Annotated in this window: 24 protein-coding genes; 4 read left to right on the top strand and 20 right to left on the bottom strand. The window is 72.4% G+C overall.

Annotated elements, in window-relative coordinates; translation table 11 throughout:
* Window positions 1–45: 45 nt before the first annotated feature.
* Window positions 46–243 carry a hypothetical protein gene (locus BUB97_RS16650; RefSeq protein ID WP_073136758.1) on the top strand — a complete coding sequence of 66 codons (198 nt, stop codon included), beginning with the start codon at window positions 46–48 and terminating at the stop codon, window positions 241–243.
* Between the two features lie 159 nt (window positions 244–402).
* Here BUB97_RS16650 and BUB97_RS16645 read toward each other — a convergent pair whose 3' ends face one another.
* From BUB97_RS16645 to BUB97_RS16580, 14 genes are all read right to left on the bottom strand, one after another.
* Window positions 403–1,086: an anti-sigma factor gene (locus BUB97_RS16645; protein WP_073136756.1), complete on the bottom strand. Its 684-nt coding sequence runs from the start codon at window positions 1,084–1,086 to the stop codon at window positions 403–405.
* Window positions 1,083–1,631, bottom strand: coding sequence for a sigma-70 family RNA polymerase sigma factor (locus BUB97_RS16640; protein WP_073136754.1), 549 nt, complete (start codon window positions 1,629–1,631; stop codon window positions 1,083–1,085). The genes BUB97_RS16645 and BUB97_RS16640 overlap by 4 nt, the downstream gene beginning before the upstream one ends.
* Window positions 1,624–2,811, bottom strand: a complete 1,188-nt coding sequence (locus tag BUB97_RS16635) for an iron-containing alcohol dehydrogenase (RefSeq protein ID WP_073136752.1) — start codon at window positions 2,809–2,811, stop codon at window positions 1,624–1,626. The genes BUB97_RS16640 and BUB97_RS16635 overlap by 8 nt, the downstream gene beginning before the upstream one ends.
* A 66-nt stretch (window positions 2,812–2,877) precedes the next feature.
* Window positions 2,878–3,969, bottom strand: coding sequence for an ABC transporter ATP-binding protein (locus tag BUB97_RS16630; RefSeq protein ID WP_073136751.1), 1,092 nt, complete (start codon window positions 3,967–3,969; stop codon window positions 2,878–2,880).
* Window positions 3,966–4,961, bottom strand: a complete 996-nt coding sequence (locus tag BUB97_RS16625) for an ABC transporter ATP-binding protein (protein WP_073136749.1) — start codon at window positions 4,959–4,961, stop codon at window positions 3,966–3,968. The genes BUB97_RS16630 and BUB97_RS16625 overlap by 4 nt, the downstream gene beginning before the upstream one ends.
* A 2-nt stretch (window positions 4,962–4,963) precedes the next feature.
* Window positions 4,964–6,397, bottom strand: coding sequence for an amidohydrolase family protein (locus BUB97_RS16620; protein WP_073136747.1), 1,434 nt, complete (start codon window positions 6,395–6,397; stop codon window positions 4,964–4,966).
* Window positions 6,398–6,455: 58 nt separating this feature from the next.
* Window positions 6,456–8,048 carry an ABC transporter substrate-binding protein gene (locus BUB97_RS16615; RefSeq protein WP_073136745.1) on the bottom strand — a complete coding sequence of 531 codons (1,593 nt, stop codon included), beginning with the start codon at window positions 8,046–8,048 and terminating at the stop codon, window positions 6,456–6,458.
* 21 nt (window positions 8,049–8,069) lie between these two features.
* Window positions 8,070–8,960, bottom strand: a complete 891-nt coding sequence (locus BUB97_RS16610; RefSeq protein WP_073136743.1) for an ABC transporter permease — start codon at window positions 8,958–8,960, stop codon at window positions 8,070–8,072.
* Window positions 8,960–9,898 carry an ABC transporter permease gene (locus tag BUB97_RS16605; protein WP_073136741.1) on the bottom strand — a complete coding sequence of 313 codons (939 nt, stop codon included), beginning with the start codon at window positions 9,896–9,898 and terminating at the stop codon, window positions 8,960–8,962. Before BUB97_RS16605 ends, BUB97_RS16610 begins: the two co-directional genes overlap by 1 nt.
* A 7-nt stretch (window positions 9,899–9,905) precedes the next feature.
* Window positions 9,906–11,543, bottom strand: a complete 1,638-nt coding sequence (locus tag BUB97_RS16600; protein ID WP_073136739.1) for an amidohydrolase — start codon at window positions 11,541–11,543, stop codon at window positions 9,906–9,908.
* Window positions 11,540–12,322, bottom strand: a complete 783-nt coding sequence (locus BUB97_RS16595; protein ID WP_073136737.1) for a class II aldolase/adducin family protein — start codon at window positions 12,320–12,322, stop codon at window positions 11,540–11,542. Before BUB97_RS16595 ends, BUB97_RS16600 begins: the two co-directional genes overlap by 4 nt.
* A gap of 143 nt (window positions 12,323–12,465) precedes the next feature.
* Window positions 12,466–12,927, bottom strand: coding sequence for a thioesterase family protein (locus BUB97_RS16590; RefSeq protein ID WP_073136735.1), 462 nt, complete (start codon window positions 12,925–12,927; stop codon window positions 12,466–12,468).
* A gap of 111 nt (window positions 12,928–13,038) precedes the next feature.
* On the bottom strand, window positions 13,039–13,725 hold the full coding sequence (locus BUB97_RS16585) for a class I SAM-dependent methyltransferase (protein ID WP_139281368.1): 687 nt from the start codon (window positions 13,723–13,725) through the stop codon (window positions 13,039–13,041).
* The gene (locus tag BUB97_RS16580) at window positions 13,722–14,429 is read right to left on the bottom strand and encodes an RraA family protein (RefSeq protein WP_073136733.1); all 708 of its coding nucleotides are present in this window, start codon (window positions 14,427–14,429) and stop codon (window positions 13,722–13,724) included. Before BUB97_RS16580 ends, BUB97_RS16585 begins: the two co-directional genes overlap by 4 nt.
* Before the next feature lie 170 nt (window positions 14,430–14,599).
* On the opposite strand from BUB97_RS16580, the gene BUB97_RS16575 reads away from it, so the two are divergent.
* Together BUB97_RS16575 and BUB97_RS16570 are read left to right on the top strand one after the other, a co-directional pair.
* On the top strand, window positions 14,600–16,261 hold the full coding sequence (locus BUB97_RS16575; RefSeq protein WP_086062266.1) for a methyl-accepting chemotaxis protein: 1,662 nt from the start codon (window positions 14,600–14,602) through the stop codon (window positions 16,259–16,261).
* Entirely contained in the window at window positions 16,258–17,433 is a 1,176-nt protein-coding gene (locus BUB97_RS16570; protein WP_073136729.1) for a PP2C family protein-serine/threonine phosphatase, read from the top strand. The genes BUB97_RS16575 and BUB97_RS16570 overlap by 4 nt, the downstream gene beginning before the upstream one ends.
* A gap of 15 nt (window positions 17,434–17,448) precedes the next feature.
* On the opposite strand, the gene BUB97_RS16565 is transcribed toward BUB97_RS16570, so the two are convergent.
* Window positions 17,449–17,988, bottom strand: a complete 540-nt coding sequence (locus BUB97_RS16565) for a hypothetical protein (RefSeq protein WP_073136727.1) — start codon at window positions 17,986–17,988, stop codon at window positions 17,449–17,451.
* A gap of 182 nt (window positions 17,989–18,170) precedes the next feature.
* Between BUB97_RS16565 and BUB97_RS16560 the strand changes: the two genes are divergently transcribed.
* Window positions 18,171–19,403, top strand: a complete 1,233-nt coding sequence (locus tag BUB97_RS16560; protein WP_073136725.1) for a helix-turn-helix transcriptional regulator — start codon at window positions 18,171–18,173, stop codon at window positions 19,401–19,403.
* Between the two features lie 6 nt (window positions 19,404–19,409).
* Here BUB97_RS16560 and BUB97_RS16555 read toward each other — a convergent pair whose 3' ends face one another.
* The 5 genes from BUB97_RS16555 to BUB97_RS16535 are packed head-to-tail and all read right to left on the bottom strand — an operon-like array spanning window position 19,410 to window position 25,726.
* Entirely contained in the window at window positions 19,410–21,956 is a 2,547-nt protein-coding gene (locus BUB97_RS16555; RefSeq protein ID WP_073136723.1) for an ATP-binding protein, read from the bottom strand.
* Window positions 21,953–22,684 (bottom strand): response regulator, encoded by a 732-nt coding sequence (locus BUB97_RS25525; RefSeq protein ID WP_086062265.1) that lies wholly within the window; start codon window positions 22,682–22,684, stop codon window positions 21,953–21,955. Before BUB97_RS25525 ends, BUB97_RS16555 begins: the two co-directional genes overlap by 4 nt.
* The gene (locus BUB97_RS16545; protein ID WP_073136721.1) at window positions 22,681–23,808 is read right to left on the bottom strand and encodes a chemotaxis protein CheB; all 1,128 of its coding nucleotides are present in this window, start codon (window positions 23,806–23,808) and stop codon (window positions 22,681–22,683) included. Before BUB97_RS16545 ends, BUB97_RS25525 begins: the two co-directional genes overlap by 4 nt.
* The gene (locus BUB97_RS16540; RefSeq protein WP_139281367.1) at window positions 23,805–24,974 is read right to left on the bottom strand and encodes a chemotaxis protein CheW; all 1,170 of its coding nucleotides are present in this window, start codon (window positions 24,972–24,974) and stop codon (window positions 23,805–23,807) included. Before BUB97_RS16540 ends, BUB97_RS16545 begins: the two co-directional genes overlap by 4 nt.
* A complete protein-coding gene (locus BUB97_RS16535; protein ID WP_073136717.1) occupies window positions 24,971–25,726 on the bottom strand; it encodes a CheR family methyltransferase in 756 nt (251 codons plus the stop codon). Before BUB97_RS16535 ends, BUB97_RS16540 begins: the two co-directional genes overlap by 4 nt.
* Window positions 25,727–25,739 lie beyond the last annotated feature (13 nt).

The raw sequence follows: 25,739 nt of genomic DNA, 5'->3' as shown, positions 1-25,739 counted from the left end.
GGCGCACGTTCTCAGCGGCGACTCGTTCCGAATAGGAGGCAAACCATGGATGAGCCGCGGATGGTTACGGTGGAGGTGGATGGCAAGACCCATGTGGGCGACTACACGGTGACGGGCGACCTCGTCACCGTGCGTTCGGAGGACTATGCGGCGGAGGAAAGCGGCCATGCCGGCGAGGGCGACCCGCATGACATCGCCAAGCTGCTGCTGACCGAGCTGGTGCGCCGGAAAGAGGACCTTTGAGGCGGGCTTCGGCCCAGCCGGATGATGGCCCACTGCCCAGCCAAGCCGTCTCTCCTCTGAAACCGCTCCCGACCGCCTGCCGCAAACCCGAATGCACCAGCCAGGCACAGGCGGCGCGGCCGTTCCGGGACCAGCTCTCCCGGCCGGCCTGATTGCCCCTCAGCTTCCGCGCACCGGGGCCAGCCGGCCGATGAAGAGGATCGGTCCGGTCGGGCGGCCGGTGGGGGAACCGCCCGGCGGTTCCAGCGTGATCTCGATGAGCATACCCGGCTCCGGCCGCACGAGGCCGGGCGCGACGCTCGCCTGACCGCCTTCCGGGATGAGGCCCAGCGAGACGGGGGCGGTGGCGCCGGGCGGCAGCGCCCAGAGCTGCTGCACGCGCCCCGGCTCGACCGGACGCGGGTTGAGGCTGGCCAGGCGCAGCCCGCCCCTTTCCGCCTCCACCAGCCAGGCCGGCTGGTCGCCGCTGGTCAGGAGGACGGTCATCATCCGGGGCTCCTCGGCCGGGCGCAGGAGGATGAAGGCGGCCAGCCCGGCCGCGAGCGCGGTCGAGCCCAGGGACCAAGCTTTCCAGAGGCGGCCGGGGCGCAGTGGCGTGACGACGGCTTCGGGGCGCGCGCCAAGCGAGGCCTCGATCCGGCCCCACAGCTCGGGCGGCGGTGCCTGCGGCGGAGCGAGGTCGGCCAGCGGTGCGAGGCGCGCTTCCCAGGCGGCCACCGCCTCGCGCAGGGCGGGGTGGGTCGGCAGGGCGCGCGAAACCTCCCGCGCCTCCCGCGCATCGAGGGTGCCGAGGACATGCTCGGCGGCCAGCGCGTCCAGCGCCTCGGAGTCGGAGGGGATCATGCGAGGCACCCCTTCAGCCGGACCAGTCCACGCCGGATCCAGGCCTTCACGGTGCCCAGCGGCAGCTCGAGCCGCGCGGCGATCTGGGCGTGGGAGAGGCCGTGCACGAAGGCGAGGAGGATACCCTCCCTGTTCCGCGCCTCCAGCGCGGCGAGGCAATCCCGCAGCCTGCCGGATTGCTGCGCGGCGGCGAGACGCTCCAGCGCCTCGGCTTCCACGGGGCTGTCGCCCAGCGTGGGATCGTCCGTGGGAGTCTCGCGCCCCCGGGCGCGGGCGAGGTCGAGCGCCGCGTTGCGCACGATGGCAGCGAGCCAGGCGGAGGCCTCGCCCCGGAGCGGGTCGAACTGCCCGGCGCGCGAAGCGATCTTCAGCACGGCGTCATGCAGCGCATCGGCCGCCGCATCGCGGTCCCGCAGGATGGCCACGGCCATGCCGAAGAGACGCGCGCCCTGCGCATCGTAAAGGCGGCGCAGCGCGCCCGCTTCCCCGGCGGCGATGCCGCGGAGCAGGAGCGCCGCATCCGCGCCGGGCTGGGTGTCAGGCATAGACCTCACGATACAGGGCGACGATCTCCGCCGCATCCGGCACGCGCGGGTTGTTCGCGGGGCTGCCCGAGGCGAGGGCCTGGGCCGCCATGGTCTCCAGCAGCCCGTCCCAGCGATCGGCCGGGATGCCGTGGCTGGCAGGGCTTGGCACGGAGAGGTCGCGGTTCAGCGCTTCCAGCTCCTCCACCAGCTTCGCTGCGGCGCCCTCGTCCCCCTCCCCTTCCTCCGCCACGCCCATGATGCGCGCGGCCTCGGCGTAGCGCGGCAGGGCGGCGGTGAGGCCGAAGCGGGTGACGGCGGGCAGCAGCATGGCGTTGGAGAGGCCATGCGGAACATGGAAATGCGCGCCGATGGGGCGGGACATGCCATGCACCAGCGCCACCGAGGCGTTGGAGAAGGCCAGGCCCGCCAGCATGGCGCCGCGCATCATCGCCTCCCGCGCCTCCTCGTCGCGCGGGCCGTTCCCGCCGCGCTGCGCATCCGCATAGGCCCGGCGGAGATTCGGCGCGATCAGCCGCATGGCGAGGCGGGCATAGTCGTCGCTGAAGGGATTGGCGCGCTTGCTGACAAAGGCTTCCAGCGCATGGGTAAGGCTGTCCACCCCCGTATCGGCCACGGTGCGGGCGGGCACGGTCCAGGTGAGCTGGTGGTCCACGACGGCGGCGAGCGGCAGGGCGCCGAGGCCGGCGATGAGCATCTTCTCGTCATTCGCCGTGTCGGTGATGACGGTGAAGCGCGTCGCCTCACTGCCCGTGCCGGCGGTGGTGGGAATGCAGAGGACGGGCACGGCGCCCTGGTTGGCCTGGGCCGGCACCTTGAAGGCGCGGATATGCGTGCCCTCCGGCGCGGCGGCGAGGACGGCGATGGCCTTGGCCGTATCCATGGGGCTGCCGCCGCCGAAGCCGATCAGGCAATCGTAGTCGCCCGCGCGGAAGGCCTGGACGCCGGCCTCGACCACCGTGTCCGTCGGGTCCGGCACCGTTTCATGGAAGACGGCCGGCCGCAGGCCCGCCGCGCGGAGCGGGGCGAGGCAGCGCTCCACCGTGCCGGAGGAAGCCATCCAGGGATCCGTGACGACCAGCGGGCGGGAGAGGCCGAACTGGCCCAGCACCTCGGCCACCCTGGAGACGGCGCCGCCGCCCGAGAGGATCAGCCGTGGCGCCTGGAGCGTGACGAGCATGGATACGCTTCCCCGGTTTTCTTGCCTGCCATCCTGCGGCGGGGCCACGGGCCGGGCAATGCCCCGTCAGCCCGCCGGGACCACCGCCGGAGCACGGGCGGCACGCGCCGCCGCATAGGCCGCGAGGCGAAGCTGCGCCACCGGCGCCACGCCCCCATCGGCTTCCGCGTTGAAACGCGGAAGATCCTCGGCGAAGTGGCAGGCGGCGGTGTGGCCCGGGGCGATCTCGCGCAGCGGCGGGTCGAGCTCCTTGCACTTCGCCTGCGCCACGGGGCAGCGCGTGTGGAAGCGGCAGCCCGGCGGCACAGCCAGCGGGCTGGGCAGGTCTCCGCCCAGCGGCGTGACGGAGCCTCGGCGGGAGGGATCCGGGCGCGGAATGGCGGCAAGGAGGGCGCGGGTATAGGGATGGCGCGGGTTGGAGAAGAGCTCGTGCTTCGCCGCCACCTCCACGATGCGGCCGAGATACATCACGGCGACCCGGTCCGCGACATGCTTCACCACCGCGAGATCATGGGCGATGAAGAGGTAGGACAGGCCGAGGCGCTGCTGCAGGTCGCCCAGCAGGTTCACCACCTGGGCCTGGATCGAGACGTCCAGCGCCGAGACGGGCTCGTCGCAGACCACCACCTCCGGCTCCACGGCCAGGGCGCGGGCGATCCCGATGCGCTGGCGCTGCCCGCCCGAGAACTCATGCGGGTAGCGGTCCGCGTGGAAGGGGCGCAGGCCGGTGAGGCGCAGCAGCTCCTGCACCCGCTCCCGGCGGGAGGCGGCGTCGCCGATGCCGTGCACCGTCATGGGCTCGGCGATGGCGTCCGCCACCGTCAGCCGCGGGTTGAGGCTGGCATAGGGGTCCTGGAAGACGATCTGCAGGTGCCGCCGCAGGGCGCGCAGCTTCGCGCCGCCCACATTCGTGACGTTCTCGCCCTTGAAGATGACGTCACCGGAGGAGGGTTCGATCAGCCGCATGACGAGGCGGGCGGTGGTGGACTTTCCGCAGCCGCTCTCCCCCACCAGCGCCAGCGTCTCGCCGCGATGCAGGGCGAAGGAGACGCCATCCACGGCGCGCACGGCGCCGACCTGCCGGGCGAAGAGCAGGCCCTTCTTGACCGGGTAGTGCTTGGCGACGCCGATCGCCTCGAGAAGCGCGGGCTCTTTCATGCGGCGATATCCAGGGCCAGTTCCACGGGCGCGCGGATGCAGGCGGCGCGGTGGCCGGGGGAGAGTTCGCGCAGCGGCGGGTCGATTTCCGTGCAGGCGCGGATGGCGAAGGGGCAGCGCGGGTTGAAGCGGCAGCCCTTGGGAAAGGCGAAGGGCGGCGGGACGCTGCCGTCGATGGAGAGAAGGCGGTCCCGATCCTCCTCGATGCGCGGGATGCTGCCGAGCAGGCCGATCGTGTAGGGGTGCTGCGGGTCCTCGAAGATATCCTTCGCCGTGCCGCGCTCCACCACCCGGCCCGCATACATCACCGCCACCTCATCGGCCATCTCGGCCACCACGCCGAGATCATGGGTGATGAGGATGACGGACATGCCCGTCTCGGCCTGCAGGTCGCGCAGCAGGTCCAGGATCTGGGCCTGCACGGTCACGTCCAGCGCGGTGGTCGGCTCGTCGGCGATCAGCAGGCGCGGCTTGCAGGACAGCGCCATGGCGATCATCACGCGCTGGCGCATGCCGCCGGAGAGCTGGTGCGGGTATTCGGAAAAGCGGCGCTCCGGTGACGGGATGCGGACGCGGCGCAGCGCTTCGATGGCGCGCTCCTTCAGTTCCGCCTTGCTGGCCTTCGCGTCATGGGCGCGCATGGCCTCGGTCAGCTGGTCGCCGATGCTGTGCACCGGGTTCAGCGAGGTCATCGGCTCCTGGAAGATCATGGCGATCTCCGCGCCGCGCACAGCGCGCATGCCGGCGGGCGAGAGGGAGGCCAGGTCCTGCTCCTCCAGCAGCACGCGGCCCTGGGCGATGCGCCCGGGGCGCGGCACCAGCCCCATGATGGACAGCGACAGCATGGACTTGCCGCAGCCGCTCTCCCCCACGATGCCGAGGGTCTTGCCGCGCGGAACCTCCAGCGTCACGCCATCCACGGCGGCGATGTCGCCGTTGCTGCTCCGGAAAACCGTGCGGAGATCCTCGATCCGCAGGAGGGAGTCACTCATGCTCATGCCCAGGGGAAGCTCGGCGGGCTGATCTTCTCGACCGGGCGGTGGGCCCAGTCCTGGCGCGGCGCGTTGTCGAGCACGCGCTTCTGCGCCTCGTGCAGATGCGCGGCGGCGCCTTCGTAATCCATGGTCAGCACCATCCCGTCTTTTACGACGAGCTGGCCGTCCACATAGACGTCGCGCAGCGCGCGGTCCCCGGCCGCATAGACGAGGCTGCGCATGGGGTCGCGGCCCGGGCGCATCATCGGGTGCTCGGCATTCACCAGCACGAGGTCGGCCCGGCAGCCGGCGGCGAGGCGGCCGATATCCTCCCGGCCCAGCGCCGTGGCGCCGCCGATGGTCGCGGCGTCGAAGATCTCGGTGGTGGTGACGGCGCGCGGATCGGTCGCCTGGGTGCGGGCGAGGTAGCCGACGAGCCGCATCTCATCGAGCATGTTGTGCGGGTAGGTGTCCGTCCCCAGGCCCATGTTGACGCCGCTGCGCTTGTAGCGGCCGAAGTTCTTCATGGTGATGCCGCGGCGCGCGAAGACGGTGGGGCAATGGGCGACGGTCGTGCCGGTCTCCGCCAGCCGCTTCAGGTCCGTTTCGGTGTGCCAGCGGGTGGAGGGATGGTCGTCCAGGAAGATGCCGTGGCCGATGATGGCACGGTCGTTCAGCAGCCCCATGCTGTCCAGCCAGCCGATGGGAGTGAGGCCGTGGCGGCGGGTGATCTCGTGGAACTCCACCACCGATTGCGCGGCGTGGATCTGCCAGGAGAGGCCGCGCATGCGCGCCTCTTCGCTGCTTTCGCGCAGCAGGCCGGGGGCGCAGGTGTCGATCTGGGCCGGCACCACCATGCCGAAGAGGCGGCCGCTCTCATGCTGCTCGGCGCGGTCGATGATGGAAAGGGCCTCGGCCATGGCCTTCTCGCCGGCGGCCTCGTCCCACTCATATTCCACCACATGGCCGTTCTTCGTGAACCAGCGGGCGGACTTGAACATCGGCGCGACGCAGACGCGCATGCCGGATTCCGCCAGCAGGTCCAGCCAGCCCGGATGGGCCATGGAGAGATCGGCGACGGTGGTGACGCCGGAGAGCAGCAGCTCGCTCAGCGCCACCCGCACGCAGCTCGGCACCGCTTCCGAATCCGCGCGGAAGATCGGCATGAACTCGTAGAGGGAGGAGTTGTAGAGGCCGGGCGAGCCAATCTCGTCCAGGAGGCCCTTGTTCATCGGCTCGCTGGAGGGGTGGGAATGGATGTTCACCAGCCCCGGCATGACCATCAGCCCGCGGCCGGCGATCTCCTCATCCACCGGGCCCGTATAGCCGCGGCCGACATGGGTGATGGTGCCGCCCTCGAAGGCGATGTCGGCGCCTGTGAGATAGACATGCTGCTTCGCCGAGGCATCCCAGGCGACGACGACATCCGCATCGCGGATCACGGTGGTGGTCATGACGGGTCCCCGGCAAAGAAGGGCGGGTGGCCGCGGATTGCGGCCACCCGCGATGGGCTTAGCGCGTCAGGCGGATGTCGAGGCCCTTGTAGAGCCCCACGCCGTAGATGCCGTGCGGCCGGACGCCCTCGGTCCGCTGCGAGGCGGCCACCCAGAGCTGCTCCCGCGCGAGCGGCAGCCAGACATTGGCCTGCACGATGCGGCGCTGCGCCTCGGCGATGGCCTGGTTCCGCTCCTGCTCCGTCAGGCCGGTCTTGGCGATGCGGAGCAGGCGGTCCGTCTCGGCATCCGTCCAGTTCATCCGGTTCGGGGTCGGCTTGTTGGCACTGTCAAAATACAGCGCGAAGCCGTCCGTCGCCGAGATGTAGGGATAGGACATGACGAAGGCATCGAATTCCTGCGTCGCCAGCTTGCCCCAGCCCACGGTCGCGTCCCAGAGCTGCACGCGCATCTCGATGCCCACGCGGCGCAGGTCGGCCTGCATCGCCTCGGCCATGCGGCGCCACTCGTTGGTTTGCAGGCCGTAGAGGAGGAAGGAGGCGCGCTGTCCGTCCTTCTCGCGGATGCCGTCCGCGCCCGGCTTCCAGCCGGCCGCATCCAGCACGCGCCGCGCCTCATCGGCGTTGAACTGCGGCACCATGCGCGCGGCCTCGGCGTCGAAGCCGTTGGTCCGCGGGTTCAGGTAGGCATCGGCCGGGTCGGCGGCGCCGAAGAAGGTGGCCTGCACCACGGCGGTGCGGTTGACGGCCAGGTTGATGGCGCGCCGCACCGCGGGGTCGCTCACCACGGGCTTGTCCACCTTGAAGCCCATGAAGAAGTCCCAGAAATAGGTCTCCTGCCGGGTGAGCCTCACCGTCGGGACGTTCCGCAGGCCCTGGATGGCGAATTGCGGAATGTACTGCGTCACGTCGCCCTGGCCGGATTGCAGCGCGGCCAGGCGGGTGTTCGCCTCGGGGATCACGCGCCAGATCACCCGCTCCACCTGCGGAGAGGGGTTCTGGTAAATCGGCGGGCCCCAGCGGTAGTTCGGGTGGCGTGTCAGCACGAAGTCCTGGCGCGGCGACCAGGAGTTCCAGCAATAGGGGCCGGTGCCGTTGAAGCCCTGGACGCCGAAATTGTCGCCCAGCCGCTCGACGGTCGCCTGATCCACAATCGAGGCGAAGAAGAGGGTGAGCTGATAGAGGAGCTCGCCATAGGGCTCCTTCAGCTTGTACTCGACCGTGTAGTCATCGATGGCGACGACATCCTCCACCGGGCCGGCGCGCCAGCGCACGGGGGAACGGGTGGCGGGATCGACCCAGCGCTTGATGGTGTAGGCCACGTCCCGCGCGGTGAAGGGCTTGCCGTCGCAGAAGGTGACGTCGCGGCGAAGGCGGAAGGTGTAGGTCTTGCCGTCCTCGGAGACGCTCCAGGATTCCGCGAGGCCCGGGCGGATCGTCTTCTGGTCCCAGTCGAGCGACACCAGCGTGTCGCTCATCATGTAGATCACCTCACCGGCGCCGCGCGCGGTGGAGCGGGCGGGGTCGTAGCGGTCGGCGTCGATCTCGCGCAGGACGACGAGGGTGTTGCGCGGCGCGGCCTGGGCCAGGGCTTCCGCGGCGGGTGCCGCGGCCCCCAGGGCCAGCAGCCCCGCATAGAGCCAGTTCTTCATTCTCTTGGTCCCCTCTGTATGTCAGGCGCGGAGCCGGGGGTCGAGCGCATCGCGCAACGCATCCCCCAGCACGTTGAAGGCGAGCACCACCGCGAAGATGGCGACGCACGGGATCACCGCGATATGCGGCGCGAAGAACAGGAAGTTGCGGCCGTCGCTCGCCATCGCGCCCAGCTCCGGCGTTGGCGGCTGCGCGCCGAGGCCGAGGAAGGAGAGCGCGGAGCCCAGCAGGATCACCTGGCCGAAGCGCAGGGTGGCGAAGACGAAGATGGAGGACAGGCAGTTCGGCGCCACGTGCCGCAGGATGATGCGCGCATCGGACATGCCGGTCGCCCGCGCCGCCTCGATGTAGTCGAGCCCCATGATCGCGAGCGCCGAGCCGCGCACGATGCGCGCCATCAGAGGCACGGTGGCGACCGAGAGCGCCAGCACGACCGCCGGGATGCCCGGGCCGAAGATGGCCGCCAGCGCCAGGCCGAACAGGATGGCGGGGAAGGACAGCATCACGTCCATCAGCCGCATCAGGAAGCCGTCGATCCGGCGGTAGAAGGCCGCCGCGAAGCCGACCAGCGCGCCCACGCCGCCGCCCAGCACCACCGAGGCGAAGCCCATGAGCAGCGTGATCCGCAGCCCATAGAGCAGGCGGGTGATCATGTCGCGCCCCTGGGCGTCCGCGCCCAGCGGCAGGCCGGGCGAGCCGGGAGCCTGCATGGCGAGAGACAGGTCGTTGTCATAGGGGTCGGTGGGGGAGAGCACCGGGGCGAGGATCGCCGCCCCCAGCACCAGCACCACGAGCACCATGGCGAAGGCGGCTGCGGGCTCGCGCATCAGCCGGGAGAGCGTGCCCGGCCGCTTCGGCGGCGCCGCCTCCTGCGCCTGAGGCAGCGGGGTGGATTCAGCGGTGGCGCTCATCAGGTCCGCATCCGGGGATCGAGGGCCGCGTAGAGCACGTCCACCACGAGGTTGATGATGATGAAGCCGAGGGAGAGGATGATGATCGTGCCCTGGGCCATCGGGAAATCGGCCGAGAGAATCGCGCCGACGGCCAGGCGCCCCACGCCGGGCCAGGAGAAAACCGTCTCGGTCACCACCGCGCCACCCAGCAGGAAGCCGATCTGCAGGCCGACCAGGGTGACGACCGGGATCAGCGCGTTGCGCAGCGCGTGGCGGGTGACGACCTTGAACTCGCCGAGCCCCTTGGCGCGCGCCGTGCGCACATGCTCGACACCCAGCACGTCCAGCACCGCCGTGCGCGTCATGCGCGCCACCGGCCCGATGAACACGCCGCCGAGGGTGAGCGCCGGCAGGATGATCGCCTTCAGCCCCTCCTCGGTCCAGAGCGGGCCGGCGCGGCCGGTGAAGGGCAGCAGCTGCAGCCTGAAGCCGACATACCAGATGAGCACGAGGCCGAGGAAGAACACCGGGATGGAGCCCCCCGCCACCGCGAAGGCGGTGATCAGGCGGTCCGCCAGCTTGCCGCGCCAGTAGGCACCGATGGTGCCGAGCGCGATGCCGATCGGGATGGACCAGATCAGGCTGGCGAACATCAGCTCCAGCGTCGGGCCGACCGTGTTCCCGAGTTCCTGCACCACCGGCACGTTGTTGATGATCGAGACGCCGAGATCCCCCTGCACGAGGCGCCAGAGATAGATCCCGAACTGCTCGTAGAGCGGTCGGTCCAGCCCCATGTCGCGCCGCAGCGCCTCCACCACGTCGGGCGTGGCGGAGGGGCCGGCGCGCACGAGAGCCGGGTCGTTCGGCACCACCTGCATCAGCAGGAATCCCACCAGCACCACCCCGAACAGGACCGGGATGGCCATCAGCAGCCGCTGGACGGCGTGGCGGCCCATGGCGCCCTCAGGCCGCCGCGGCGCGCAGGGCGCCGTGGCGGTCGAAGATGGGCTCGCCGCCGCGCAGCGTGAGGTCGGCCTCGGTGGTCAGCAGCTCATCCGGAGAGATGGCGAAGATGTCCTTCGAGAGAACGGCGACATCGGCCAGCATCCCCGGCTCCAGCGTGCCACGCCGCCCTTCCGCGAATTGCGAATAGGCGCCGCACCAGGTGTAGCAATGCACGGCCTGCTCCGCCGTCAGTGTCTCCTCCGGACCCAGCACCGTGCCCTTGTTCGTCTTGCGGGTGAGCATGGTGAAGAGATTGCCGAAGGGATCGACCGAGGAAACGGGGCTGTCCGAGGAGGCGGCGGGGTGGTGCCCCTCCTCCAGCCAGGTCCGCATGGGGTAGGCGGCGGCGGCGCGCTCCATTCCCAGGTTCTTCACGTAGAGATCGCCGAACTCGTACATGAAGACCGGCTGCGGCACGGGGATGATGCCATTCGCCTTCATCCGGCGCCGCTGATCAGCGTTGAGGAAGCCGCAATGCTCGATGCGGTGGCGGCGGCCAGCGAGGGGCGCGTCCGGCGCGCCGGCCTTTTCCATGCCCAGCAGCACCTGCTCGATCGCGGCATCGCCGATGGCGTGGATGTCCAGCTGCCAGCCCTGGCGGTGATACAGCGCCAGAAGGCGGTGCATCGTCTCGTCCGGGAAGCAGAAGATGCCGGTGCCGCCGCCGGCGCTTTGCAGATAGGGATCGAAGAAGGCCGCCGTCAGCCCGCCGGCCGAGCCGTCGCCGAACACCTTCACGGCGCCCCAGGCGAGCATGTCGTCCGTGTGGTCCGGCCGCAGGCCCTCGTTCCAGGCCGCCTCGGCGATGCCTTCGGGGTTGCCGGCCAGCACCTGCCACATGCGCTGCATCAGCCGGCCCTCGGCCAGCGCGCGACGATAGGCGCCGATCTCGTGCAGCCCGGCGGTCATGCCGACATTCATGTCGCTGGCCGTGGCGAAGCCGCGCGCCGCGAGGTCGCGCCCCGCGGCCTCGATCGCCCCGACCATATGGTCCTCAGAGGGCATCGGCATCGCGTCGATGATCAGGCGCTTGGCGCGCTCCATGAACAGGCCGGTGAGCTTGCCGCCCTTCCGCTCGATCGCGCCGCCCTCAGGGTCCGGCGTGTTGTGGCCGACGCCCGCGGCCTTCATCGCCGCGCTGTTCGCCACGCCCATATGGCCGCAGGTGCGGACGATATAGACGGGATGGTCGGGCGAGACGCGGTCCAGCTCCTCCGCCGTCGGGTGACGGCCGATATCCAGCTCGCCATGGTCGTAGCCGCGGCCGAGAACCCAGCTCCCCTTCGGGGCCTTCTTCGCCGCCTCGCCGATCCGGCGCAGCACCTCGTCGAGAGTCTTCACCTGCTCGGCGCGGAGATTCACCTGGCTGAGGCCGAGCCCATAGGGCAGCAGATGCATATGGGCCTCGTTGAAGGCCGGAATCGCGACCCGCCCCCCGAGATCCACCTGCCGGACGCCGGCGGGGGCCATGCCCGCCACCTCGTCCTTCGTGCCGATGGCCGCGACGCGCCCATCCGCGATCAGGAGGGCGTCCGCGAAGCCCCCGGCCAAGCCGCGGAAGATGCGGCCGCCGGAGAGAAGGATGGGCTCGCTCAAGACCGCCAGTCCCGGCCCTGGCCCTCGATCAGGGCGAGGGAGGAATCCCAGGAGAACTGGGCATGGCTCAGCGTGTTCGGGCCGTTGAACTGCGCCGCCGTCTTCAGCCGCACCGCCTCGGGCGGGAAGACCAGCTCCGCGCCACCCGAAAGGGCGGCGACCTGCGCCTGGCAGGCGCGCTCGAGGTAGTAGATCTGGTTCCAGGCCTCCGCGATGGTACGGCCGCCGACCAGCAGGCCGTGGTTGACCAGGATCATCGCCTTGTTGGTGGGGCCGAGGTCGTGGATCAGCCGCTCGCGCTCGTCCAGATCCAGCGCGACGCCCTCATAGCCGTGATAGGAGAGGTGGCCGTAGAACTTCAGCGCGTGCTGGCTGATCGGCAGGAGGCCGTGCTTCTGGCAGGAGACGGCGATGCCCGCGGAGGTGTGGGTGTGCACCACGCAGGTCAGATCCTCACGCGCCATGTGGATGGCGGAGTGGATGGTGAAGCCTGCGGCGTTCACCTTCCGGCTCTGCGGCTCATCCTCCAGCACGTTGCCGTCGAGGTCGATCTTCACCAGGTCGCTCGCGCGCATCTCATGGAAGAGCACACCGTAGCGGTTGATGAGGAAATGGTGCTCCGGGCCCGGGATGCGGGCGGAGATGTGCGTGTAGATGAGGTCCGTCATCCGGTGGTGCGCCACGAGCCGGTACAGGGCGGCGAGGTCGCAGCGGACGGCCCATTCCTCGGCGCTCATGCCGGCGGGGGCTTCGCCTCGGGGGCGCAGGGCAACGTTCATCGGGGGGGTCCTCCGTAGGGGCGGATGGTTCTCCCTGGCATGAAGGATCGTCAACCCGGATATCGGATAATATCGCCCCTTTCCGTGCAACTGGCGCCCAATGCCTAGGCAGCCTGCCTCTGAAAGAGCGACCCCCTGCCCTACTAGCGGCGCAGCGACAGCCGTTCCGGCGCCGCGCCGACCGGCACGGCAGCGAAGCTCGCCTGCACGTCTTCGGGCCAGAGACAAACCCTGCGCTGGCTCAGATCGACGCAGAGGAAGAGCAACTCGCAACGGGCGCTCTCGAATCCCGCCTCGGCCTGGAAGAGGCGATGACGAATCAGCAGGCGCTTGGAATCATTGGCCAGCACCTCGCTCTCCACGGCCAGCGGGTCCTCCAGCCGGACCTCCCGGCGATAGGAAACCCAGTTCTCGGCCGCGAAGGTTCCAAGGCCCCGGGCCCGGAACCCCTCCCCCAGGCCGAGGGAGGGCCAGAGGAGGTCCGTCGCCATGTCGAACACCGCGACATAGGGCGCGAGGTTCATATGGCCGTAATGGTCCACCCATTCCGGACGGACCCGGCACAGGACAGGGCGCATATCACGCTCCACGGCAGTGCTCGCCATTACGGCTTTCATCCCGCCGGCCCGGGCGGCGCGCTGCCGCGCGACGAGGCATTCCCGATGCCTCCAAAAGGCCAAGCCTTCGTGTGCAGCATCCAGCCCGCCCCGCCGGCTTCATCGTGGCTTGCGCAGCGTCCATTTCGGCCCATCCACTTCGAGCGCCAGCTTCATCGCGGCCGCGAATTCGTCGGCCGCCTGCTTCACGCCGGGCCAGGGATAGTCATCGCCGATCATGATCCCGCCGGGGCGCAGCAGCGCCCAGTAATTCTCGATGTCGCGCTTCACCGGCTCGTATTCATGCGCGGCATCGATATGGATCAGATCCGCACGGATCCGAAGGTGCTTCAGGATCACCGCCGCGTTGTCGCTGGTCTGCGGCAGGGGCACCACGCGCTCGGCATGGCCGGAGAGGACCATGTTGGACAGGAACTGCCAGTAGAGGCTCGGCCAGCCATGCACCAGGCCGAGGCTGTCCACGATCCGGTCCGGCCGCGTCCGGTCCCAGTGGCCAGGGCTGCCGAGGAAGGTGTCGATGGCCAGCAACGCCGAATCCGGGCGAACATGGCGCATGGCCTCGGAGAGGCGCGCGACGGACTGGCCCTTCCAGACGCCGATATCGAAGGCGACGGCGGGCTTCGTCTCCTCCACAGCGCGCGCCAGGGCGGGATGCGTGCCGTTCCACCCCTGCAGGTCCAGGGCGCGGATAGGCTGGAAGCCGGCATAGATATCGGTGCCGTGCACGGCCTCCATCAGCCGCGCCGCCTCGGGCGTGAGCACGGTCACGGAAGCTGCTTCGCTCAATGGATCTCGTCCGCCCGCGCCAGGGCCTCGCGCAGTGCCGCCACGGTGAAGTCGCGGGAGGCGCAGAGGTCAAGGATGACCTTCTCCCGGCGGGAGAGCAGTTCGATGGCGGCCGGAATCTTCGTCACCGCGTCATGCGGGATCACCACCGCGCCGTGGCGGTCGGCATGCACCACCGCGTCGTGATGGCAGGCCATGCCATGCACCGAGACCTCCTGCCCGTACTGCACGATATGCACATAGGCATGGGACGGGTTCACCGCCCCGGCGATGAGCTGAAAGCCCTGGGCGATCATGTCGAGGTCACGGATGGAGCCGTTGGTGACACAGCCCTGGGCGCCGATGGCCTTGTGAACATTGGTGTTCACCTCGCCCCAGAAGGCGCCGGTGCCGGGCGTGTCGTCCAGGTCCTGCAAAACCACCACGGTCGGCATGGCGGCTTCCGCCACGTATTCGTACCAGCCGATGCGGGCGGCGCGGTCCACCTCCTTGGCGCGGCCGGAAGGGGCCGCCGCGCGGATGGTGCCGGTGCGCGCCAAGCCGCAGATCGGCGGCAGGGAGGTGGAGGCGGGCACCAGCGGCCGCACGGTGAAGCCATGGCCGCGGCGATGCGGGGCCACCATCTCCAGCGCGTTGCAGATGGTCGGCGTGTCCCAGGCGCGAAGGGCCTCCAGGTCCGCGGCGGTGAAGGGGTATTCGGGCATGGCGTCCTCCGGGCTGCCGCCCTGTTTCCGAGCATGGAAGGGGCGGCGGGCGGCGCAGCATCGCCGCGCCGCGCGGGAAGGGCAAATCCCCTCGGCGGGTCCGGCCCGGTCGTTCCGCACCCGTCCCCGGCACCTTGTTCCTGCCGGGGGCGCCGTCTAGCCTGCCGTCCATGGAGAACGTCCAACCCGCCCCGTTGCCCGGCGATCCGTCGGCGGGCGGGCGGGCCGCGGCCTCCGCCCTCGGCCGGGCCACCCCGCCGCGGGGCCTCGGCGCCCTGCTGGGGCGGATCGGCACGCGGGCGGCGCTGATCGCGCTGCTGATGCTCATCGTGGTCGGGCTGCTCACCGGCACCGCCCTGCTCCTGAGCGAAAGGCAGACGGCCATCATCGGGCGCATCACCGGCCCGGATCACGAGGCCGATGCCGCGCTGGACCGCTTCTCCGGTACCATCGCCGATTTCTCCTCCGGCATGACCGGCGTGCTCGCCGGCGTGATGCAGCCCCGCCCCGCCGCCAGCCGCATGGCCCGCAACGGGCAGCTCGTGCGCGACACCTATGCCGAGGTGGAGCGGCGCCTGGGGGCGGAGATCGACCCGATCGTGACCGGCGGCGCCCGCGACATGGCCGAGCGCATGGGGCCGCTCGCCGAACGCGTGCGCGACGCCTTCGCCGAAGCCCGCCGTGGCGACTTCGCCCCGCTGCAGGAGGAATGGCTCGATGCCCAGTCCGGCTTCAACGCCTTCACCCTCGCCGCCCGCAGCGTGGTGCAGCGCCACAATGCGGAGACGCTGGCCGAGGCGTTGCGGCTGAACGCGCGAGCGCGCGGGATCATCCTGGGCGCCGGCGCGGCCGGGCTGCTGGGCTGTGCCCTTATCCTCTTCGTCCTGCTGCGCCTCATCGCGCGGCCGGTCGGGCGGCTGGCGCGCGCCATGGACCGCCTCTCCTCCGGCCAGCTGGAAACCGAGGTGCCGGAGGCGGACCGGACGGATCAGGTGGGCGAGATGTCCCGAGCCGTCCTCGTCTTCAAGGACAGCCTCCTCGCCGCCCGCGCCCTGACCGAGCAGGCGTTGGAGAATGCCCGCCGCACCGCCATCGCCACCACCCAGGCCTCCGACGCCATCGGGCAGGTGAGCGACGGCGCCATGACCCAGCTTTCGGAGCTGCGTCAGACCGCCGAGGCCCTGGCCCAGACCACCGACGCCATCGCCGACGTCTCCCGTTCCACCGGCGAGGCGCGGGACCAGGCCGAGCGCGCGAAGTCGGTGTTGACCGAGAACCTGCTGAAGGTGACCACGCTGATCGAGCTCGTGGACGCCGTGGGCGAGGATACCGAGCGCGTCACCCGAATCGCCGGCACCATCGCCAAGGTCGCGACTCAGACGAACATCCTGGCCATCAACGCCGCCATCGAGGCGGCCCGGGCCGGCGAGCACGGCCGCGGCCTCTCCGTGGTGGCCGAGGAAGTGCGCGCGCTTGCCGCCTCCACCGAGAATCTGGCGCAGGAGGTCGCCGACGTCGTCCTCGTCGCCGGCCGGCGCGCGCGGGAGGGCAGCGGCACCGCCGCCGCTGTGGGCGAGGCGATGGATGCGCTGGAAAACATGGTAGCGGAAAGCGCACGCCTCGCCGGGGCCATCGCCGTGGCCATGGAACAGCAGCAGGCGACCGTCGGCGGGCTCAACGAGCGCGTCTCCACCCTCAACCGCATCGGCCAGTCGAACGCCACGGCCGCCGAGGAGATCACCGTGACCATGATCGATTTGTCACGCCTCGCGAGCGACACGCGCCGGGTGGTCGAAAGCCTCGCCGTCGCCGATGCGGGGAAGGCCGCGTGAGCGAGGCTCTGAACGACACAGTCTCCATCCTCGTCGTCGAGGATTCCTCCTTCAACCGCCTGGTACTGAAGAAGCGCCTGGCCGAGCTGGGCTATATCCGCGTCACCGAGGCGGTGGACGGGGTGGAGGGGCTTTCGGCCATCGAGCGGGGCGCCTTTGACGTGGTGCTTTTGGACCTCGAGATGCCGCGGCTGGACGGCATCGGCGTACTGGAGGCGCTGCACGCGGCCCGCGGCGCGGCCCCGCCCGTCATCGTCATCTCCGCCCTGACGGAAATGGACAAGATCGTCCGCTGCATCGAGCTGGGGGCCGAGGACTATCTGCCCAAGAGCTTCGACCCGCCGCTTCTCCGTGCCCGGCTCGGTGCCGTGCTGGAGAAGAAGCGGCTGCGCGACCTCGCCGATCACCGCCTGGCCGCGCTGGAGGCCGAGTTGGAAAGCGCCCGCGCCGCGCAGCTGGACCTCGTGCCGCGGAATTTCGCCGCCATCGTCCCGCCAGGCCTCACCCTGCACGCGGCCATGATCCCGGCGCGGCAGGTGGGCGGCGACCTCTACGACGCCCTTCGCCTCGGCCCCGGCCTGCTGCTGGCCTGCGTGGCGGATGTCGCGGGCAAGGGCGCGCCGGCGGGGCTGACGATGGCGCGCACCCTCGGCCTGATCCGCTCCTCCGCCCTCTATCTGGTGGAGCAGGGCGGGGGCGCACCCGACCCCGCGGCCATCCTCGCCCATGCGAATGACGACCTGGCGCGCGAGAATGAGAGCCAGACCTTCGTGACCGTGGTGCTGGCCGTGATCGACGCCGCATCCGGCACCGGCCGCATCGCCCTGGCCGGGCATGAGCCGCCCTTCATCCTCACGGAGGGTTCCGCGCGCGCCATGGCGGATCTCTCGCGTCAGCCCCCGCTCGGGGCCATGGAGGGCTTTCCCTACCGCTCCGACCCCCTGGCCCTGGAAGCGGGAGAGGCCCTGTTCCTCTTCTCCGACGGGGTGACCGAGGCCGAGGACGGGGCCGATGGCTTCTTCGGCCGGGACCGGCTGGCGGCGACCCTGCGTCCGACGGGCGCGGCACCGCCCCGGGACGTCGTGGAGGCGGTGCTGGAAGCCGTGGCCGGCTTCGCCGGCGGGGCGCCGCAGGCGGACGACATCACGGTGCTGGCCGTACGCCGGGGGTGAGCGCCCTTCCGCGCCTCAGCCTGGACGCGGCCGGCGGCCGGCGCCGCCCGCGCTGGGGCGGAAGGCAACGGAGAGGCCGTCCAGCATCGCCGAGGGCCGGCCGTTCAGCAGAATGGTGCCATCGGCGATCAGGCGCTGGGAGCCCCGCATGATGCGGCGCAGATCCAGCCGGTACTCCACCCTGCCCCGTGCCCCCACCTCCACGGGCAGCTGGCGCAGCTTGCCCCGGCGGATCGGCTCGGCATCTCCCTCGAAGCCCATCCACATGCCGTAATGGGTGAGGAGGCGAAGAAGCGTGGCCATGTCCGCCGCCGCATCGCCGCTTGCCTCCCCCACCGTGGCCCGTACGGCGCCGAGCCCGTGACGTCCGTTCTGGACGCCGAGGGCCAGGATGGCGCCCGGTCCTTCCCAGGTGGGCTCGGGCGGGCCGGATGCCTCCACATCGCCCTGCGCAGGACCGGCATTGTCGTTGTCGCCCGAATGACGGGCCGGGCAGGTCACGGGGATGTTCTGGGCCCCGATCGCCGCTGCGAGGCTGGAAAGTCGGTCAGGCATGACCCGGTCCACCCCTCCTGATGTCCACCAGCTTAGCATTCACACTTCCGCGATCCCCGCCATCATCAATATTGAGGATCGCCGTATTTTCCAGGCCGTTCATGATGTCGGTCGTCCGCTACTGCGCCGGACAACCCGGGGTGAGTCGACCGCCCTCTGCTCCGGCGAGAAGCTGAGGATGGATGGACGACAGGGCTTCGATCATTGCGACGATCTACGCGGCGGCCGCGGAGGAGGCGTCCTGGTCCGCGGCCGTTCAGGCCCTGCAGCGCGTCCTCGGTGCGGCCAGCGCATCGCTCTTCATCGGCAGCGGTGCCGGCGGAGAGCTGGAACCGCTCCACGTGGCCCCCTTCGACGCGGCAGATATCCGCGCCTATGTGGAGCATTACCGCGACATCGACCCCTGGCTGGCCCGCCTCTTGCCCTCGCTGACCGGCAGCCCCCGCCTGCGCGCGGTCCGCGGCGAGAGCGTGCTGCCCCAGGAGGAGTACCGGCGGACGGAATTCTACAATGATTTCGGGCGCCGGATCGGGCTGGAATGGGTCGTCGGCGGGGTGGGCCGCCTGGGCGAGGCCGGATTCTTCAATCTCGGCCTGCAGCGGCCAGAGGGATCGGAACCCTTCCGACCCGACACCGTCAGCCTGCTCAACGCCGTCCTGCCACATCTGCAACGCGGCCTTCAGCTCCGGGAGCGGCTGCGCGGCACCGCGGCCTCCCTCCCCCTGCGCGTGCTCGACGCCCTGCCCGAGGCGGCGCTGGTCCTCGATGCGGATCTCGTGGTCCGGCACGCCAATGCCGCCGCGGCGAGGTTGAGCGGGCCCTGCGCCGGCTTGCGCATCATGCGGGATGGTTCCCGCCCGGGCGCGCCGCTGGTTTTCCGCCTGCCGGGTGTCGAGGAGAACGTCCGGCTGGCGGCGCTGGTGCAAGGGGTCGCGCTGCTCCGCCGGGCGGGCGGCGCCTTCCGCTTGCTTCCCCGGCCCGAGATGCGGCGCGACCCCGTCGCGCTCCTCGTCTCCCCCCTGCCCGGCGCCCTGAGCCCGAACGGGAATGGGCGCGCGGGCCCGCCCGGGCCGGTGCCCGGCCTCGCGCTCGTGCTGCTACGGCCGCTGGACCGTCCTCCGCCGCCCACGGCCCTGCTCCAGAATCTCTTCGGCCTCACCGCGGCGGAGGCCGAGGTCGCTTCCGGCCTCGCGGGCGGCACGCGGGCGGAGCAGCTGGCGGAGCGGCGGGGGGTGAGCCTCGCCACCATCCGCGCCCAGGTCCGCACGGTGCTGGAGAAGACGGGCACGGTGAATCTGCGCGAGCTCGAAGCCCTGCTCGCCTCCCTGCCCCTGCCGGGCCCGGTGGAAGGGGCGGAGAAGGGGGATGCGGGGGCTGAGAAGCCTCGCCCCGGCCGCCCCGCGAGCCCCGCCTAGCCGGCCCTAGCCCTCGCCGCCCAACCCGTCCGGTTCCAGCAGCAGCACCGGCTCGCCATTGCCGAGCACCCCCACGCCGCCCACGCCGGGCATGCGGGCCAGGGCGGGGTGCAGGGGCCGCAGGAGGATGTCCGCGCGGCGTTGCACCCGGTCCACGCCCAGGGCCAGCGGCCCGGCGGCGGCGCGCACCACCACCACGGCGCCGAGCGGGGTTTCCGGCAGGCTCAGGAGCGGTGCCAGGCGCAGCACCGGCCGTCCGTCGCCCTCGCCCTCCAGCACCGCCTCCACCCGCGCGGTGGGGATGGCATAGGGGTGTCCGCCCACCTCCAGCAGCAGCACCGCCTGGGTGGCGGCGGTCAGCGGCAGGCGCAGGGTGAAGCTCGTGCCCCGCCCGGGGGTGCTCGCCACCTCCAGCGTGCCGCCGGCGCGGCGCGCGGCATCCTGCACCACGTCCAGCCCGACGCCGCGGCCAGAGGTCTCCGTCACCGTGCTGGCCGTGGAGAAGCCGGGGCGGAAGAGCAGCGCCTCGATCTGCGCAGGCGAGAGGCCGGGCGCCTCCTCGGCCGAAATTAGCCCCCGCTCCACCGCCCGGGCCAGGACGCGGTCATGATGGATGCCGCGCCCGTCATCGGAAACCCGCACGCGGATGCCGCCGGTGCGGCGGGCGGCAGAGATGCGCAGCAGGGCGCGCGGCGGCTTGCCGGCGGCCCGGCGCTCGGCGGGGGTCTCGATCCCGTGGTCCACCGCGTTGCGGATGAGATGGAGCAGCGGATCGGCCAGGGTTTCGACGAGGGAGCGGTCGATCGCCACCTCCTGCCCCTCCAGCACCACCTCCACCTCCTTGCCCGCCGGCTCGGCGACGGCCCGGGCGACCCGCGGCAGCCGGGCGAAGAGGGTGCCCACGGGCACCACGCGCAGCTCCATCACCGCCTCGTCCAGCCGGCGGAGGGAGAAGGAGAGGCGGCTTTCGGCCTCCTCCAGCGTGTCCTCGAAGCCGCGCAGGTGGTCGGAAAGCTCGGTCAGCTCCCGCCCCGCCGCCCCCTCCAGCTTGCCCGCCAGCACCGAGAGGCGGGCGATCGCCGTGCGCGGCGCGCTCTCGCGCAGCGCCTCGGCCAGGGCGAGGGAGGCGGCGCGGACCTCGGCCTCCAGGGCGATGATCCCGTCGATCAGCTCCTGCCGCACACGCATCGTCGCGCCCCCCGCCGTGGCGGGGGCGTGGGAGGCCTCCTCCTCGGCGACGGAGAGGGAGAGGAGGACGCGGCGCGAGGGATCGGCCGCCGTGGCGGCGCGTGAGAGGGCGTCCAGCTCGGCGGCGCTGGCGAGCAGGAGCTCCAGGAGTGGCGGGCTGGCTCCGGGCAGGGTGCGGCTGCCCAGGATCTCGGCCTCCGGCCGCAGCGCATCCGCGATGGCCGCTTCCAGCGCATCCCCCTGCCCCATGGCGAGCCGCGCGACATAGAGGCGAGCGCCGGAATCCAGGGCGGCGGCGGCGCGCTGGCGGGCGGTTTCGCTCAGCAGGGGCAGGAAGCCGGCCGGAACGCGTGAATCGCCGCCCGCCCCGGCCAGGGGCGCGCCGCCCCCGCCGCCGGCATGGCGGATCGCCTCGGCCAGGGCGGGGCCGCGCGCGCCGAGCAGAGCGGCCGCGTCCGGGTCGGCGGCGCGGTCCGCCAGGTCCTCCAGCGCCAGGAGGGCGCGCTCCAGCGCGTCCTGCCCCAGGGCGCAGGCCGAGGCGGCGGCATCCCGCGCCGCGGCGGCCAGGGCAGCATGGCCGCCCGGCGGGTCGGCGAGGCGTTCGGCCGTGGCGGCGAGCCCCGCCGTGTCCACCGCGCCCCGCGCGGCCCGTGGGATGGAATCGGCCCCCGCCGCCTCCCCCGCGCGCGCCGCCAGGAGCGCGAGGCAGCGGCGCAGGCGGCCGAGGGAGGGCAGGGCCGCGGGCGAAGCGGCGGCTTCCACCAACTGGTCCAGCGCGGCGGCAAGGCCGGGCAGGCGCATCATCCGGGCCGCGGCGGCGAGGTCTGCCGCCTCGGCCAGGGCGGCTTCCTCGCGCCCGGCCGAGAGGGCGGCCAGGCCGGCGGCCGCCGCCGCGCAACGCGAGGCGAAGGCGCCGAGCAGCGGATCCGCCGTCATGGCCAGGGCCGTGAGAGGCTCAACTGGGGGCGAGGGCAAAGTTGGGGGCGGGGCGGCGTCGCCTTCCGCCAGCGCGGCGATCCGGCGCAGCAGCGCTGCCTCGGCCGGGGCGTCGCGATGCGTCTCGATGACCCGGGCCCGCAGGGCGCGCAGCCCATCCACGGCGGCCATCAGCCCGTCCGCCACGCCGCCCGCCACGGCGAGCTTCCCGGCGCGAGCGAGGCCGAGCAGGTCCTCGCAGCCATGGGCGACATCCCGCATCCCTGCCGCGCCGAGCACCGAGGCCATGCCCTTCAGGCTGTGGAAGGCCCGAAAGAGCGTGTTCACCCCTTCCCCCTCCACCGGCCCGGAGAGGAGGCGCTCGATGGTGTCGAGATGCTCCTCGCTCTCGGCCGCGAAGCCCTCCCAGAGGGCGGCATCCTCGATCATGGCGCTTCCACCGGCGGCAGCCCGGCTGCCCGGCGCGCGGCACGGCGGATCGCCTCGCCCTGCCGCTCGCCCAGATCGGGGGAAAAGGCGCCGGAGGGCTTGCCCACCACCGCGCTGGCGCCCAGGCGCCGCGCCTCCGTGGCCACCTCGCCCCCGGGCACGGCGGCGGAGGAGACGACCACCACGGCGCCCGTGCCGCGCAGCGCCCAGTCCCGCAGCACGCCCAGCCCGTCCAGCACGGGCATCTCGATATCGAGCATGATGAGCCCCGGGCTGTCCTCCGCGATGCGGGCCAGCGCCTCCCGCCCATCGGCGGCCTCCGCCACCACCGTGAAAGCGGGGTCGGCCGCAAGGCTTTCCCGCACGAGCCGGCGCATCATGGCGCTGTCATCCACCACCAGCACCCGTACCGGCCCGGCAGCCGGGGCCCGCGATTCGGGCGGCGGCGCCTCGAAGGGCAGGTCGTGCCCCGCGGCGGCCACGGTCCGCGCATGGGCCAGCAGGGCACCGGCGGTGCCCTTGGCGTCGAAGGGCTCGGGCAAGGGGTCCAGCGCACGTAGCGCGGCGCGCAGCGAGCCGATCTCGGCGCCCGCCGCAAGGCCGCGCAGGGAATCCAGGGAACGGCGCTGCGCCGCCTCCTCCTCCGCCGCAGCGAGGCGGCCCGCTTCCGCCTCCCATTCCGGGAGGAAGAGCGCCAGCAGTTCCGGATCTAGCGCCGTGCCGCTCATGCCGTTCCCCAGCTCCGGCCCGGCAGGCTGCGCGGCACCGCGAGCGCGCGGAGCCGCTCCCCCAGGGCCGCGGGGGCCGCCACCTCCTCCGCCAGCCCGGCCTCGATCACCGCGCCGGGCATGCCCGCGACGACGCAGCTCTCCGGCGATTGCGCCAGCACGGTCATCCCCCTCTCCCGCATCGCGGCCGCCCCCTCCGCCCCGTCGCGCCCCATGCCCGTAAGCACGACGCCGATCGCACGCTGCGCCAGGAGGGCGGCGGAGCGGAAGAGGATGTCGGCGGAGGGGTGCACCACCCCCTCCCCCCGGCCGAGGCGGAGGACCAGCCCTTCGCCGCCGCGCGCGAGGAAGCCGTCCGTCGCGCCCGGGATCACCGCCACCTCGCCGGGGCGGAGCGCGGCGCCATGCAGGCCGAGCACCGCCAGGGCGCCGCTGCGGCGGTTCAGGTGCCGGACGAAATCGGGGCCGAGATCGGCGGGCATGTGCTGCGCCACCACGCAGGGGACGGCCAGCGGCCCGGCGGCGGCGAGAAGGGTCGCCAGGGCATCCGGCCCACCCGTGGAGGAGGCGATCACCACCACGTCGCAACCGGGCCGGGACCGGGGCGGGGCCAGGGGCAAGGCGGGTGGCGCGGCCGGTGGCAAAGCGGAGCGCGGGCCAGGCTGCGGTCGGGCCGGAGGCGGGGGCGCGGGAGGCAGCGAGGCCGGCAGGGGGTTCGGGCGGGAGCGCTGCCCCGCCCAATGGCGCAGCCGCCCGCGCAGCTCGCGGTCGATCTGCGCCAGGTCCAGCCCGCCGAGCGAGGAGCCCTTCCAGAGCACATCCGCCGCGCCGGCGGCCAGGGCGGCCAGCGCGTGCTCGGAGCCGTCCCGCGTGTGGTGGCTCACCATCACCACCGCCGGGGGGTCCGGCAGGGCGGCGAGGCGGCGCGTCGCGGCAATGCCGTCCAGGCCGGGCATCTCCAGGTCCATGGTCACGATGTCCGGGTGGAGGCGGGCGGCGAGCTCCACCGCCGCCTGCCCCTCGCTGGCCTCGCCCACCACGCGCAGATCCCCATCGGCCTCGATGATCCGGCGGAGCGCCATGCGCATGAAGGAGGAATCGTCCACCACCAGCGCACGGATCATGGTTCCTGCGCCCCGCCCAGCGGCGCGTGCTGTGGCGCGAGCAGGGGCGCGAGCAGGGGCGCGAGCAGCGCGCGGGCACGCAGCACCGGAATCACCGCGCCCTCCAGCCGCGCGACACTCGCGACCAGCCCCGCCCCTGCGACCGGGGCGAGGTCCGCTTCCGGGACCTGCCGCAGGCCAAGCACCGCGGATACTGCCAGGGCCGCGGGTTCCGCGCCGGGCAGGCGGATCATGGGCACGGCCGCGCGCGCGGCCAGCACCGGCTCCCGGCCCAGCCGTCGCCCGGCATCCAGAACGGGCAGCACATCCCCCCGATGCATCGCGATTCCGGCAACCGGGCCACGCCCCTGGTTGCGCGGGGTGGCGGGGGGCAGGATGGCAACGACCTCCTCGATCGCCAGGGCGAAGCTTGCGCCGGCTGCGCGGGCGAGGAGCAGCAGGCGCCGTGGCACCGGTGTCTCGGCGGCGGGCGGCAGGGCAAGGGGCGCCATGCCCAGCAGCGCCGGCGAGAGGAGCGGCCCGGGAAGGCTGGCCGGAGCCTCCGCGACGGGCGCGGCCGCGCGGCAGGGAAGGCCGATGCGCCGCCCCCCGGCCAGAAGCACGGCGAGGAGCGGCGCCTCCTCCTGCCCGGTGGCGCCGAGGAGGGCGGGATCGGCCACGAGCACCGCGCCGGCCGCGGTCCAGGCCATGCCGCGCACAGCCGGGGGCGCGTCGGGCATCGGGTGCAGCGGCGGCATGGGCAGCAGGCGGTCCAGCGCTGCGAAGGGCACATCGGCGGCACCGCCCGCTAGGGCGAGGCGGAACCCACCACGGGATGGCAGCGGGATGGCCTCCGCGGCCTCGGCGGGTTCATCCCGGCGCGCCAGGCGCAGGCGGGGCGGCGGAAAGGGCGGAGGGGGCACCGGCGCGGCATCTGGCGGCGCCTCGACGAGGGAGTCGCCACCCAGCAGCACGGCGCCTTCCGGCCCGGGCACGAGCGCCCAGGCTTGGGCCGGCCGGGTGGCGCCAGGCAGGATCCAGGCCGGCAGGGCCCCGCCGCCCAGCAGCCCCACGCAAAGCTGCCCGCCTCCGCCCGGCAAGGGCCGGAGCACCGGAGCAGCGGTGGCCGAGGCGCCCTCCGGCAGGCGAAGGACGGTGTGACCCGCCCGGATTCCGGTCGCGCTCACAGCCGGCGCCAGACCGCATGCGCGCCGGGCTCCGGCGCCAAGGGCAGGTCGGAAGGGGGGAGGTCGGTCGGGCCGAGCAGAAGAGCCCCGCCGGGCCGCAGCCGCGTGACGAGGTCGCGGAGCACCGCTTCCCGCGCTTCCGGCAACAGGTAGATCAGCACGTTGCGGCACAGGATCGCGCCGAAGGTGCCGAGATCGGCCGGTAGTTCGAGAAGGTTCGCGCGGCGGAACAGCGGCGCCGGAGCACGCGGCACCACCCAGCCTGCATCCTGCCCGAAACGGGCATGCAGCGAGGCCGGTACCTCCCGGAGCGCATCCGGCGGCCCGGCGGGGAAGCGCCCCGTCCTGGCCTGGGCAAGGGCGGGGCGGCAGAGATCCAGCCCGACCACCTCCGCCTCGATTCCCGCCTCGGCGGCAAGGACGGAGAGGCTCCATGCCTCCTCCCCCGTGGCGCAGCCGGCCGAAAGGAGGCGGGCCGGCTGCCCAGGCAGGTCCGGCATCATCGCGGCCAGGAGGAGAAGCTGCGGAGCCGCGCGGAACAGCCGCGTCTCCTGCACGGTCACGGCGTCGAGCAGGGCGGCCCAGCCCGGGGAATCGAGGCCGGGCGGCGAATCGAGCGCCCGGACCAGCGGCGCCGCCCGGTCCAGCCGGCGCCGCAACACCTCCGAAGGCGCGAGCCCGGCCAGGGTGGCCAGGCCGGCCTCCGCCCGTTCACGCGGAGCGGGAGGGCAGAGGGCCCGCATGGCGGGCATGGCGCCCTCCCCT

This window comes from Muricoccus roseus (genome assembly GCF_900141905.1).
Lineage (GTDB): Bacteria > Pseudomonadota > Alphaproteobacteria > Acetobacterales > Acetobacteraceae > Roseomonas > Roseomonas rosea.
This window is presented reverse-complemented; position numbering and strand designations above follow the sequence as displayed.